Here is a 13844-nt window from a genome sequence, read left to right as displayed (position 1 = left end):
TGAAATAAAAAAATATCGAGAGTTTTTGGATAAAAGCGTACATTAGTGCACTTAGAAATGACTTGGGTTGGGATATGGCATTGAGTTGGATAATTTTTACTTTGATGGCTGCATTTATGCAGGCATGGCGTAATGCCTTTCAGAAACAACTGAGTAGCAGTGTTGATGTGTATGGTGTGACTTTAGCAAGATTTCTTTTTGCATTTCCATTCGCAATACTTTATTTGACGGGGCTTTATTGGCAAAAACCTATTGTAGCGCAGGTGAATTTTTCAGCTCAATTCTGGGTTTATATTGTGATTGCCGGCTTGAGCCAGATTATTGCAACCGCTTTAATGGTGCAGCTCTTTAAACAAAAAAATTATGCCATTGGGGTTGGCCTTGCCAAGAGTGAGGCGATTTTGGCAGCCATTATTGGCGTCATCTTTTTGCACGATCATTTAACATTTATGGGTTATCTGGGTGTTGCGATTGGTGGGGTTGCTGTATTTCTACTCAGTAAAGGGCGTCATCAAACGACGCTGTCTTTATCGACTTTGCTGATCGGTGTGGGCAGTGGTTTGAGTTTTGCGATTACATCACTTTTGGTACGTGAAGCCAGTCTTGAATTGGGTATGTTGCCATTTTTACATCGTGCGGCATGGGTACTGGCTTGGGTGATTGGTTTTGAATGTATCATTTTATTGCTTTATCTGGGGTTATGTCGTCGACATACCTTATGGGCAATGTGGCAACGCATCGGATTAACTTTTAAAGTGAGTGTATGTAGTTTTTTGGCTTCCTTGGGTTGGTTTAGCGCTATGAGTATGCAATCAGTTGCGATTGTCAAAACACTGGGGCAAATTGAAATCTTTTTTAGTTTATTAATTTCTGCTTATTTTTTTAAAGAACAATTGGCCAAAACAGATCAATTGGGATTATTGTTGATTGTGATTGCAGCAATTATGGTGATTTGGGCTTAAGCATGCAATTTTAGCCAATACATTTACAATTGATAATAATTCTTAGCTGCATTATGATAGCAGCACCAATTAAAAATGGAATTAGGACTGTGAAATTTGCGGCTAGCGGTCTGAACGCTGATCTGCCTTTGGCATTATTGTATCAGGAACATTACGAATGGCTGTATTTATGGTTACGTAAGAAAACGGGGAATTCACATCATGCAGAAGATATTGCACAAGACACTTTTGCCCGTATTTTACAATCACACCAGATTTTGTTCGATATTCATGAACCGCGAGCTTTTTTGACCACAACAGCCAAAAACATCTGGATTAATCAGCTTAAAAGGCAGCAATTTGAAGCTGCGTATTTATCCGAACTACAAGTATTACAACAGCAACTCGAGCAGCAGACCTCACTTGAACAAAGTATGATGATTCTATCGGCCATAGAACAAATCAGTTTGGCATTACATAAAGTTTCATCGAAAGCACGACATGCATTTGTGGCGCATTTTATGGAAGGCTATACTTATGTTGAAATTGCCAATCAGCTTGGTGTATCGACCAAAATGATTCAAAAGTATTTGTCGCAGTGTTTAGTGGCGTGCTATACCATTCAGCGCCAATTAGAATTTGATATTTAGCGCCTATTTAATTTTTTACTGGAATCTAATGTGCCGCATCAGCCCACATCTAATGATCTTGACCAAGATCAGGAACTTGCCATTGCTGAAATGATCTCGGACTGGTTGATTCAGATCAATTCAGATGACGCTGTTGAGCAACAGTCGGCCCAAGATGCTTATCAACAGTGGAAAACTGAACACCCCCAGTATTTGCATATCGCCCAAAAACTGGAAATGTGTTTTGCACAAATGCAGCTTATCCAGCAGCAGCCCAGCTCAAATAAAACAGTGATTCAACCTCTATTACAGTCAAAAAAGAAAAAAACTGGCAAATCACGCACTACAAAATATGGTTTATTATTACTGGCTGGCTTTACACCTTTAGCCCTGTATTTCCAGCAAAATACGCCGACCTATTTGCTGGCAGATATTCGTAGCAAAACAGGTGAGTGGCGTACTGAGACACTGGCAGATGGGACACAAATCACTTTAAAAAATAAAACAGCACTTAATATCCACTATTCAAATGATCAAAGAATTATTGAATTGGTTATAGGCGATATTCTAGTAAACGTTGCACCGGACCCATCCCGTCCATTTAGTGTACTGGTTGATCAAGGTTCAATTCGTGCATTGGGTACTAAATTTAGTGTGGAATATCAAATCGACCATACCGATTTGATCATGCTGGAATCCAAAGTTCTTGCACGTTCTTCTAAACATCCTATAAAAGACGGATTTGTTCAGGAAAGACAAGTCAAGGCCGGTGAGCGCATCTATCTAACCCATGATGGTATTCACACTATGCCGAACGTGGATATTCAAAATATTGAATATGAATGGAAGAATCAAACATTAGTAGCAGAAGAACAATCACTTACAGTGGTATTAGATCAATTAAATCAGCATCATCGAGGTAATATTTATTATGATAAAAAGAAATTGGCAAATATCAACGTCACGGCTGTTGTACCATTGAATAATACTGAGAATGCGATGCAATTGTTACAAAATGCATTACCACAATTATCAATTAAACATATTGGTGGATATATCTATTGGGTGGATTTATCAGAATAGGGGAATGAGATATGAATCAAATACAAATTGTTAGTAGTCAGGGTAAGTGACTACTCTGTAATGATATGGCTTATTTCAATTAAACTTATAACTAGTGTAATTAATTGAACGAGCTCAGTCCGTATTTTCAAGCCATAAGCTAAAAGCAACTGATGATTCGTTGAATTGAATATTTCATCTTCTTGAACAAGAATACATTGATAGGTTTGAATTATAGTTTACAACTGATATTATAGTTCATATATGATATTTTAACTATTATAAGGGGTCAAATTTGAGCGTTAATATTAATTTTTTCCCTTTGGATGGGCAAATATTTTGTGAAAAATTAGCATTTTTGATCAAGCAAAAAAGGCTTGAACGACAGTTACGTCAGGAAGATTTGGCTCAGGCGATTGGCTCATCACTTTCTACTATTAAAAGAATCGAACGCGGCGACAAATCGGTGGAATACGGTGTCGTCATTAAAGCATTATGGTATTTGGGCATATTAGATCAGTTAAATCAATCCTTACCAGAAACCGAACAAAAAACCAAACAACGTAGAATTCGGCTGGCGAAAATAGATGAGGATAATTTTTGATGAAACAGATCATTTATCTTTATGCACAATTACCAGAACAGATTGATTTTGTAACGATAGGGCGATTATCTGTAGACAATGGCGTTGGACAATTTGTCTATGCACCTGACTATCAGCATCATTGGGTACCTGACGAAATTCATTATCCACTGCGGAAGGCACCCTATACCATCACCACAAATGATGGTATTCCCGGCTTTGTGATGGACATTATGCCTGATGCATGGGGACAGGCAGTTTTAAAACGGATTTATGCGCATAACAAGGATAGTGCCTGGACAGATCTGGATTTTTTAATTCAGGCGCAAAATGCCGACCGTTTTGGAAATCTTTGTGTGGGTGAAATCAGGCGAGTGACCAAAAAAGCGACTACTGAAAATTTTCAACCATTTATCCATTTAAATGAATTTCTTGATTTTTCAGATGCAATTCGGGATGGGGAAGCCATTCAACGCATGCATTTGGCTTTGGCACAAACCACATCTTTAGGCGGCGCACGTCCCAAAATCACCTTATATGATCAACACAAACTTTATCTGGCCAAACCCAAAGATCGGGATGATATTGTCAATATACCTCGATTGGAATTTCTGTGTTTACAGTTCGCACAACAAAAAGGTTTAAACGTGGCAGGGCATTCGTTAAAAACCGTCACGCATCATAATATGCCCAAAGATGTGTTAATTCTGGATCGTTTTGATCGTGAATATGACGAACAATCTGGGCAGTTTAAACGCTATCCTATAATGAGTGGTCTTACTCTACTGGATGCGTCGTGGAAAAGTATTGATCATAGTCGCTGGTCATATCCACTCATGGCCAATGAAATGATTCGTAAAGGTTTGGCGATTGAAGATATTCATGAGCTTTACAAACGTATGATTTTCAATGCCATGATTGGTAATAATGATGATCACCCCAAAAATCACGCCTTTATTTATAAAAAAGGTCGTTGGCATTTGGCTCCATTATACGATGTTGTACCGAATGTGGAATTTAAGCCGTCTACCTTGAGTATGCAAATCGGAAAACAAGGCAATGTGATCAATAAAGAAAATATCCTCAGTATGAGCGAACAATTCTTACTGGAACGGCAACAGGCTGAATTGATTTTACAGGAGATGCGTGAGTGGAAAGATGAATTACAGCACCTGTATAAAAAGATGTTGACTCAGCATGATTCTGAATTTGCTCAAAGTGCAATGTCGGTGTTTTAATGCGATTCATGATATTTCTGCTTAAAATATAAGCAAATTATAAAAATTTTAAATTTTTTCCAAAAGTTGGTTCCAGTTTCTTGCTGTTCAACTGTCAAGGTGAGTAAAAGCAATAATGATTTAGATTTAAAAATCATAATTGGCTTTTTTGGACGTTGTAGTGATCATCAGATGATCGTTATAAAGAATGAATCTTGATATTTTTAAGGGGCTGGTTATGTTCCAGATCAAACCACTTGCATTGGCTTTACATTTGGTGATTTTGGGTAGTAGTGGGCTATGTTTAAACTCGATCGTGTACGCATCGGCAGAAGTTAAAACATATAGCGTTGGGGCTGGAACATTATCAAGCACCCTAAGTAAATTTGCGCAGCAGTCGGGCGTATCTGTGATCGTTGATGCAGAAAAAATTAAAGGGATTAACAGCAATGGTGTGCAAGGTGCATATCATGTGGAGCAGGGTTTTGCAGAATTATTAAAGGATACCCATTATAAAATAGCAAAGACTGCACAGGGCTATGTTTTAGTAGAAAACCCGTCACCCGCAAAACAGAATAATTTAGCGCGTGATATGGGACAATTAAATCCCATTGAGGTCAATGCAGCAGGTACAGCGAATCGTGATGCGAATACAGTGCAATTGCCTGTAATTGTGGTGAGTGCTGAAAATGAAAACTCTTATACAGTTAAAGATACTTCAACTGCAACGGGTTTAAATTTATCATTACGGCAAACACCGCAGTCAGTCAGTGTGATTACTCGAAAACAGATTGATGATTTTAATGTACAGGATTTGCAAGACATCATTAAAGTTACACCCGGCCTTTATGGAAAAAATCAAGGCATTTCCAGTCAAGAAACCACCCCTTATGCAAGAGGATTTAGCATTGGTCATCTCAATGTTGATGGTATTCCTCTTGATATAACAGGATTTAATCAAAGAAATGTGGCCGCTGATATGGTGATGTATGATCGTGTCGAAGTTGTTCGTGGTGCAACTGGTTTACTTGAAGGTGCGGGTGAGCCAGCAGGGACTATCAATTTAATTCGTAAACGGCCTACACATCAGCCCTTATTGAATTTGAGCGCAAGTTATGGCAGCTGGAATAATCAACACGTCAGTATCGATGCGAGTCATGCTTTGAATAAACAAGATACTTTAAGGGCACGTGTTGCTGGATCATGGCAAGATAGCGATAGCTTCGTCGATGTAACCAATACCCAAAATGGAACTTTTTACGGCATAGTTGAAGCAGATTTATCAGCCAACACGACACTTGCTTTAGGTGGATCAATTCAGCGTACACGAACCAATGGAGTATTTCTAGGGATCCCTACCTATGCCAATGGTAATCATATGAACCATTCTCGATCAACATATTTAGATACTTCAAATAGTTATCAGGATCGAGATAACGATACGATTTTTGCCGATCTAAAACATACTTTAAGTAACAACTGGACAATCAAAGCATCTGCAACACATATCAAAGCAGATTCTGATGCAAAATACAGTTTAAATGAGCGTATCACTGGTAGTGAAACTACGTTTAATCAAGTGGAGTCTGGCTGGAAATATGGCACGGAACAGAATGTTTTTGATATTCGTTTAAATGGTGATTTTAATTTATTTAATCGAAAACATGAATTTCTGCTTGGTGCAAATTATCGCAGAGATAATTCAACAGGTGGAGAGACATGGCAAGGGGGTGGTCGTATTATTGATATAAATAATTATAATCCTTATGCATATCGGTTAATTGGCGAACCTGCAACAACGCCTTTATTATGGGGACGAAAAACTGAAGAGCATGGTCTTTTCGGGGCAGTAAATTTACAGCTATTTGAACCATTATATGCCATGATCGGTGGACGCTTTGGTTGGTATCAGCAAGATACAACAGGGTGGTATACTGCCACGCCAACATGGAAAAGAAGTCTGGATGAAAGCGCTGAATTTACGCCATATTTTGGTTTGGTTTATGATATCAATAAAAATCATTCGGTGTATGGCAGTATCACGGAAATATTCCAGCCACAAAGCAGTATTGATATAAATGGCAATACACTTGATCCATTAACAGGGACCAATTACGAGTTGGGTATTAAAGGTGAATATTTTGATGCTGCACTCACCAGTAGTTTGGCAATTTTTAGAATTAAACAACAAAATCGGGCAGTAAGAGATGAAGAAAATTGTCCTACAAGTGGTAGTATTTCATGTTCTCGAGCTGCTGGAGAAGTGCAAAGTGATGGTGTGGATGTTCAAATTACGGGGGCAATTACGCCAAATTGGCAAATTGCTTTAGGCTATACCTATGTTAAGGCTGAATATAAAAAAGATGCAATTGCGACAAATATTGGACAACGTATAAACACCGATGAACCCCAGCATCTTTTGAAAATCTATACTAATTATCAACTACCTGCACCCTATGATAAAGTTAACTTAAGCGCTTCAATCTATGGACAAAGTAAAATGTATCGTTCTGAAACAGATTACTATACTGCTCAAAATAGATATGCCACTGTTGATATCGGCGGTACTTATCAGGTGAATGATCATTTAAGCTTACAATTAAATATCAACAACTTATTTGATAAGAAATATTATAGCGAATTGGGATATTCATGGTCAGGCTATAGTGAGATTTATGGCAATCCACGTCATGTTTTGGCAAGTCTAAAGTATAAATTCTAATCTTTCGATCTTGGGATTGATATTTTATATTATCATTGAACAATTCTACCCTCTGCATAGTAACAAAAGCAGAGGGACTTTCTTCAATTGGTATATTCAAGATAATCTCCGGACTGTCTAAATTCTTGAACTATCCTGTTCCTGTTTTAAGCAATTCTGATAAATAAATGAGAAAAATAGATAAAAGTCGTTAATCAAGTACAATAATTCTGTAAAATGAGCCGCCATATACCGCAAGATCTTTACTTATGTGTGTAGTCGTTGTTGTCATCGACATATAGCGCATAAGTTGAGCTTTTTAAGTCAATGTATTATCTATCATTTGGCTTATATCAATATTTAGAAATTTTATGTGTCTATGCCGACACATCATCATTATTAGGTGCCAGCATGGAAATCAAGGTTAATTATCTCGATAATCTTCGACAAGAGGCCAAGTTCGACGACTTTAACGTCATTGCCGATCAGCCAATTCGCTACAAGGGTGATGGTTCAGCGCCGGGACCATTTGACTATTTCCTTGCTTCATCTGCCTTATGTGCTGCCTATTTTGTCAAGGTCTATTGTGCTGCACGTGATATTCCAACCGACAATATCCGTCTGTCACAAAATAATATTGTAGATCCAGAAAACCGCTACAAGCAGATCTTTAAAATTCAGGTTGAGTTGCCTGCGGATATTTCCGATAAAGACCGTCAAGGTATTCTACGCTCGATAAATCGCTGTACCGTTAAAAAGGTTATACAAACTGGGCCAGAATTTATCATCGAAGACGTCGAAAGCATTGATGCAGATGCCCAAGCATTGCTCATGCCAAGTCTTGCCGCTGAAAGTAGTACGTTTATTGCGGGTAAGGATCTGCCATTAGAGCAAACCATTGCCAATATGTCCGCTATTCTGGCAAATCTGGGCATGAAAATTGAAATTGCATCCTGGCGTAATATTGTGCCGAATGTCTGGTCTTTGCATATTCGTGATGCCCAATCGCCTATGTGTTTTACCAATGGTAAAGGGGCAACCAAAGAAAGTGCATTGGCTTCGGCATTGGGTGAATTTATTGAACGCTTAAACTGCAACTTTTTCTACAATGATCAGTTTTGGGGTGAAGAGATTGCCAATGCCGAATTTGTGCATTACCCCGATGAAAAATGGTTTAAACCGGGTCCAAATGATGAGCTGCCAGAAGAAATTCTCGATGAATATTGTCTGGAAATTTACAATCCGGACGATGAACTGCTTGGCTCGCACTTATACGATACCAACTCCGGCAATACCGAACGTGGCATTTGTTCATTACCATTTATCCGTCAATCCGATGCTGAAGTGGTGTATTTCCCCTCAAATTTAATTGAAAACCTGTTTTTAAGTAATGGCATGAGTGCCGGGAATACCTTGGCCGAAGCGCAAGTACAATGTTTATCGGAAATTTTTGAACGTGCGGTAAAACGGGAAATTCTAGAAGGTGAAATGACACTGCCTGATGTGCCACAGGAAGTATTGGCAAAATATCCGAGTATAGTGGCAGGCATCAAAGGTTTGGAAGAACAGGGCTTTCCCGTGTTAGTCAAAGATGCATCACTTGGTGGTCAATTTCCGGTGATGTGTGTCACCTTAATGAATCCGCGAACAGGTGGCGTATTTGCCTCCTTTGGTGCTCATCCCAAATTGGAAGTGGCTCTGGAACGTAGCCTGACAGAATTATTACAAGGTCGTAGTTTTGAAGGTTTAAATGACCTGCCACAGCCAACCTTTAGCAGTAATGCAGTCACCGAACCAAATAATTTTGTCGAACATTTTATTGATTCCAGTGGTGTGGTGTCTTGGCGTTTCTTTAGTGCCAAAGCAGATTTTGATTTTGTGGAATGGGATTTTTCAAGTGAAGGGGAAAATGCCAATGCCGAGGAAGCGGCAACCCTGTTTGATATTCTTCAAGAAATGGGCAAAGAAGTCTATATGGCGGTATATGAGCATTTAGGTGCCACAGCTTGCCGGATTCTGGTACCGGATTATTCGGAAATTTATCTGGTTGAGGATTTGATCTGGGATAATACCAATAAAGCCTTGGCATTCCGTGCCGATATTTTAAACCTGCATCGTCTGGATGATGAAAGTCTTGAGGCACTGCTGGAACGCTTGGAAGAATGCGAACTGGATGACTATACCGAAATTAAAACCTTGATCGGCATTGAGTTTGATGACAATACCGAATGGGGCCAGCTTACGATTTTAGAGTTGAAATTATTGATTCACTTAGCGCTCAAGCAATTTGAAGAAGCTAAAGAACAGGTAGAGGCTTTCCTGCAATATAATACCAATACGGTTGAACGTGGTTTATTCTACCAATGCCTAAACGTTGTATTGGAAGTTATATTAGATGACGAACTGGAACTGGATGATTATGTGGTGAATTTCCGTCGTATGTTTGGAGATATACGAATGGATGCAGTATTGGATTCAGTAGAAGGTAATGTACGTTTCTTTGGTCTGACCCCAACCAATATGCAGCTAGAAGGACTGGATCGTCATCTACGCTTGATTGATAGTTATAAAAAACTGCACAAGGCACGTAGTAAAATGATCAGTTTAGCAAGTGAATGAACAGTGATATATGATTGATCAGGCATAGAATGTTTGAAAAAATCAATAAAAAGTGATCTCAAGCGATCACTTTTTATCAAAACTTAACGGTGCACCAAATGAATAATCTGACCAATTTTTTCGGCTGTTTGAGAAAGGGCCGGAGCGAGTCGCTGTATTTTCGCATCATTTAAGCGTACTGAAGGACCTGCGATACTGACCGTCCCAAAAGGCTGGCCTGTGGTCGGATTAATAATAATTTTAGCCATTGCTGTCATACCCAATTCATAGGTATCACAAATTAAGCCATAGCCCTGATCAATAGAAGCCTGAATCATTTTTTCCAGCTCTTTCAGATTTTTAGGTGAGTTGGAGCCAAAATTTTCTGCTTTCTCGAATCCTTCACGTTCCACAATACGTTTTAAATCTTGTGGATTTAGATGGGATAAGTAGGCAAGACCACATGCAGAAGCCGGAAGATAAGCCACACCACCAGAATCAGGATCATATTTTAAACCCGATTTTGCACCCTGTGCTTTCCCAATCCAGATAATTTTTTCATTTTCAATTAAACCTAAGCGGACAAGTTCTTCTGATTGTTGGGCCAGTTCGTTTAAAAAAGGTTGAAAAGTCTCTGTAATAGAACGGGAAGAAAGATAAGTCAGACCCATTGAGGCAATTTTCAGGGTCAGTTTATAGTGTTGGGTGATTTCATCCTGATAGATATAACCCATATCCTTCATGGCACCTAACAAACGATGCATGGCTGATTTAGGGATATCCAGTTCTGAAGAGAGCTGACTTAATGCACAGCCATTCACTTCTTTTAATAACGCTTCAAGAACCTGTAAAGACCGATCATTATTACTAAGCATAAAAATCCTGATATATTTTTTGGAACAGTGTTCCAAAAGTATGAAAAACACATTATAGTAGTTGTAGATTCTATCTTAAATGTAATTTTGGATGAATTGTTTTGATCAATGAAATTAAATTCAATTGGTCATATGAAAAATGAACCTGAATTGATAACAAAACCAGCGATGCACGGAAAAAGCATCATCATCTGGTCAATGCTGAGGGAGCAAGTAAATGACTCAACAGGTAGATTTAAGGGAGTTTCTCGATGAAAATCGAATTTCTCCTCTGCAAAAATTCATCATATTTATATGCCTCATGATTGTCGTCGTTGATGGAATTGATATTTCCATTATGGGCTTTGTGGCCCCTGTGATTAAGCAGGAATGGGGTATCAGTACCACTGATCTGGCCCCTGTTATGAGTGCCGCATTAGTAGGTCTTGCACTTGGTGCGGTAATCTCTGGCCCATTGGCAGATAAATTTGGTCGAAAAATTTTATTAGTGGTCAATCTTCTGGGCTTTGGTATTTTTACTTTACTGGCAGCCTTATCCAGCAATGTAACTGAACTCATGATCTACCGACTAATAGCCGGATTATTTATGGGCGGTGTTATGCCTCAGGCCGTGACATTGGTGACAGATTACTCTCCAATGCGGGTGAACGGTCGTCTGGTAACGCTGATTCTAAGCGGATTTACAATTGGTGCAGCAATTGGCGGATTTCTGGCAGCATGGGTTATTCCTCATTTTAACTGGCATGCCATGATGATCATTGGCGGAATATTACCTATTCTTTTGGCTATTGTTGCCTGGTTTAAATTACCGGAATCCATTGGATATAAGGTATTAAAGAAACATCCTAAAGCCGAAATTGATGCCATTGTACATAAATTGGCACCTGATTTTAATACCAGCAATACAGAATTTGTCTTACCAAAAGCAAAAACCAATACCATTCATAATCCGGTGAAAACAGTCCTTAGTCCGTTTTATGTGCTTGGCAGTTTTTTACTGTGGTGGAGTTATGCTTCCGGCTTATTTGTAGTGTATTTATTAGGTAGCTGGTTACCCATGATGAGTCATGAATTTGGATTCACCATTAGTGAAGCATCCTTGATTACCGCTATTTATCAACTTGGTGGTCCGATTGGCTGTCTGGCATGTGGTTATTTAATGGATAAACTAAACCCGCATATTGGTCTGGTAATTGGCTATGGCATTGCGATTTTCTTTATGTTCTTTATTGGTGAAGTTGGTCATAACTTCATGTTGTATAGCGGCATGTGTTTCTTTATCGGTATGTGGATGAATGGTGCAAATGCAGGCATTAACAGTATATCCAGTTCATTCTATCCGGTTTTTGCTCGGGCAACAGGAAATAGCTGGATGCATGGTATAGGTCGCTTGGGTGCGGTAGCGAGTGCATTTGCAGGTGCATACTTTCTCAGTCTGGGTTGGCCAGCCAACAAAATTTTCCTAATTTTATGCCTACCCACTGCTGGCATCATGATGGCATTGCTGGTGATGAAAATATTGTATTCACCCAAAAAAATGCAACAACGTGAACTCGACAGCGCTCAAATTTAATTAAAACATGTATATACAAGGAGATTGAATCAATGGACATTCAATTAAATGGATCAACACGGCTCTATTTTGTGGTAGGACACCCCATTAAACAAGTGAAATCACCAGAAGGGGTAACTCAGGAACTCATCAATAAAGGACTTAATGCGATTGTTTCACCTGCTGATGTGCATCCGGATAATTTTGCTGACTTTATCAAAAGCAGCGGAAATATGCTCAATACAGATGGCTTGATTGTCACCGTACCACATAAAATTTCAGCTTTAAACTGCTGCGATCAAGTTACCGAAAGAGCAAGTTTTATTGGTGCTGTTAATACCATTCGTCGCTGTGCTCAAGGATGGGAAGGCGATATGCTAGATGGCAAAGGCATGGTACAAGCAATTCTGGCTCAGGGCATCATCTTAAAAAATAAAAAAGTTTTACTGGCTGGTGCCGGCGGGGCAGGTAAAGCCATTGCTTATGAGCTTTTACTGTCGGGTGTATCAGAACTTGCCATTTTTGAACTGGATCGCCAGCGACAACAACAATTGGTTGAACAGCTCAGTCAGCTAGGCAAAGCCAAAGTCTTTGCGCATGATAATGATCCTACGGGTTTTGATGTGCTGGTCAATGCAACCCCAATGGGCATGAATGGTGATCCTTCTGCTGCCTTTCAACTGAATCAGATTACGGCACAAATGGCGGTGGCCGATGTAGTAACCAGTCCGGAAAATACACCATTCATTTGTCATGCGTTAACGCAAGGGTGCACTGTAGTCAAAGGGACAGATATGTTTGCTCAGGTTCGTGATCTGATGGTGTCCTATTTGCTTGAAAATCAAAAGGATCACCATGATGCAGCGTAAATATTCCTTATCCTTTTTAACAGTGGCTGATGTCACACCTGTAGACGCAGTAAAAATTGCTTCGATCTGTGGATACAGTGCAGTAGGTTTACGCCTATTGCCGGCAGCTCCGAATGAACAGGATTATCCAATTTTGACGGATACACATCTCATTCAGGAAACTAAAGCAGCCTTACGGGATACCGGAGTAAAGGTTGCAGATGTCGAAATTATTCGGATTACCCCTAATTTCAATCCTCAAGATTATTTGAGTTTTCTAGATGTAGCGCAGCAACTCGATGCCAAAAATATTCTGGTTGCAGGAAATGATCCTGAGCAAAGCCGTCTAATTGACAGCTATGCAGAGTTTTGTCAACTCAGCGCACAATATGGCTTAAGTTGTGATCTGGAATTTATGCCTTGGACTAATGTAAAGAACTTGCAACAGGCAAAATTTATCGTTGAACAATCTGCTCAGGACAATGCAGCAATTTTGATTGATGCCTTACATTTTGATCGTTCCGATTCTACCCTGGCACAGATCAAATCGCTTAACCCAGCACAAATAAATTATGTGCAACTTTGCGATGGACTGGCCAAATATGACCCTTCAGATGAAGGTCTAATTCAAATTGCACGCTCCAACCGTTTGATACCAGGCCAAGGTGAAATTGATTTAATTGCATTGCTTCGTGCGTTACCACCAGACATTACGCTGGCAGCGGAAGTTCCTAACCCTACACTGGCGAAACGACCAGCACTGGAACGTGCACAAATCAATCTAGATGCCATGAAACAACTGGTGGCTCAGACTCAGCAGGAAACATTGGCGGGGTAA

11 protein-coding genes are annotated in these 13844 nt (G+C 39.5%); 10 read left to right on the top strand and 1 reads right to left on the bottom strand.

Going from position 1 to position 13844, the window contains the following annotated elements:
* Positions 1-74: 74 nt before the first annotated feature.
* The 7 genes from CRO21_RS12470 (at position 75) to CRO21_RS12440 (ending at position 9752) form a co-directional block, all read left to right on the top strand.
* On the top strand, positions 75-962 hold the full coding sequence (locus CRO21_RS12470; RefSeq protein WP_097079639.1) for a DMT family transporter: 888 nt from the start codon (positions 75-77) through the stop codon (positions 960-962).
* Positions 963-1051: 89 nt separating this feature from the next.
* Complete coding sequence (locus CRO21_RS12465) at positions 1052-1591, top strand: sigma-70 family RNA polymerase sigma factor (protein WP_228150442.1); 540 nt, start codon at positions 1052-1054, stop codon at positions 1589-1591.
* A gap of 30 nt (positions 1592-1621) precedes the next feature.
* A complete protein-coding gene (locus CRO21_RS12460; RefSeq protein ID WP_097079637.1) occupies positions 1622-2653 on the top strand; it encodes a FecR family protein in 1032 nt (343 codons plus the stop codon).
* 274 nt (positions 2654-2927) lie between these two features.
* Positions 2928-3236, top strand: a complete 309-nt coding sequence (locus CRO21_RS12455; protein ID WP_097079636.1) for a helix-turn-helix domain-containing protein — start codon at positions 2928-2930, stop codon at positions 3234-3236.
* Positions 3236-4453, top strand: a complete 1218-nt coding sequence (locus CRO21_RS12450) for a type II toxin-antitoxin system HipA family toxin (RefSeq protein ID WP_097079635.1) — start codon at positions 3236-3238, stop codon at positions 4451-4453. Before CRO21_RS12455 ends, CRO21_RS12450 begins: the two co-directional genes overlap by 1 nt.
* A gap of 217 nt (positions 4454-4670) precedes the next feature.
* Positions 4671-7154: a TonB-dependent siderophore receptor gene (locus CRO21_RS12445; protein ID WP_097079634.1), complete on the top strand. Its 2484-nt coding sequence runs from the start codon at positions 4671-4673 to the stop codon at positions 7152-7154.
* A 390-nt stretch (positions 7155-7544) separates the two neighbouring features.
* Positions 7545-9752 (top strand): OsmC domain/YcaO domain-containing protein, encoded by a 2208-nt coding sequence (locus tag CRO21_RS12440; RefSeq protein ID WP_097079671.1) that lies wholly within the window; start codon positions 7545-7547, stop codon positions 9750-9752.
* 83 nt (positions 9753-9835) lie between these two features.
* Here CRO21_RS12440 and CRO21_RS12435 read toward each other — a convergent pair whose 3' ends face one another.
* Positions 9836-10606, bottom strand: a complete 771-nt coding sequence (locus tag CRO21_RS12435; protein ID WP_097079633.1) for an IclR family transcriptional regulator — start codon at positions 10604-10606, stop codon at positions 9836-9838.
* 217 nt (positions 10607-10823) lie between these two features.
* Between CRO21_RS12435 and CRO21_RS12430 the strand changes: the two genes are divergently transcribed.
* Genes CRO21_RS12430 through CRO21_RS12420 form a run of 3 tightly spaced genes read left to right on the top strand, consistent with a single transcriptional unit; the run spans position 10824 to position 13844 of the window.
* Positions 10824-12179, top strand: a complete 1356-nt coding sequence (locus CRO21_RS12430; protein WP_097079632.1) for an MFS transporter — start codon at positions 10824-10826, stop codon at positions 12177-12179.
* A gap of 32 nt (positions 12180-12211) precedes the next feature.
* Complete coding sequence (locus tag CRO21_RS12425; protein ID WP_097079631.1) at positions 12212-13027, top strand: shikimate dehydrogenase family protein; 816 nt, start codon at positions 12212-12214, stop codon at positions 13025-13027.
* Complete coding sequence (locus CRO21_RS12420) at positions 13017-13844, top strand: sugar phosphate isomerase/epimerase family protein (protein WP_171294048.1); 828 nt, start codon at positions 13017-13019, stop codon at positions 13842-13844. The genes CRO21_RS12425 and CRO21_RS12420 overlap by 11 nt, the downstream gene beginning before the upstream one ends.

It is taken from the genome of Acinetobacter puyangensis (assembly GCF_900096995.1).
Taxonomy (GTDB): domain Bacteria; phylum Pseudomonadota; class Gammaproteobacteria; order Pseudomonadales; family Moraxellaceae; genus Acinetobacter; species Acinetobacter puyangensis.
This window is presented reverse-complemented; position numbering and strand designations above follow the sequence as displayed.

Coding starts and splice junctions, on each gene's coding strand:
- CRO21_RS12470 (WP_097079639.1), top strand. CDS start 75: ATGGCATTGAGTTGGATAATTTTTACTTTGATGGCTGCATTTATGCAG.
- CRO21_RS12450 (WP_097079635.1), top strand. CDS start 3,236: ATGAAACAGATCATTTATCTTTATGCACAATTACCAGAACAGATTGAT.
- CRO21_RS12445 (WP_097079634.1), top strand. CDS start 4,671: ATGTTCCAGATCAAACCACTTGCATTGGCTTTACATTTGGTGATTTTG.
- CRO21_RS12440 (WP_097079671.1), top strand. CDS start 7,545: ATGGAAATCAAGGTTAATTATCTCGATAATCTTCGACAAGAGGCCAAG.
- CRO21_RS12435 (WP_097079633.1), bottom strand. CDS start 10,606: ATGCTTAGTAATAATGATCGGTCTTTACAGGTTCTTGAAGCGTTATTA.
- CRO21_RS12430 (WP_097079632.1), top strand. CDS start 10,824: ATGACTCAACAGGTAGATTTAAGGGAGTTTCTCGATGAAAATCGAATT.
- CRO21_RS12425 (WP_097079631.1), top strand. CDS start 12,212: ATGGACATTCAATTAAATGGATCAACACGGCTCTATTTTGTGGTAGGA.
- CRO21_RS12420 (WP_171294048.1), top strand. CDS start 13,017: ATGCAGCGTAAATATTCCTTATCCTTTTTAACAGTGGCTGATGTCACA.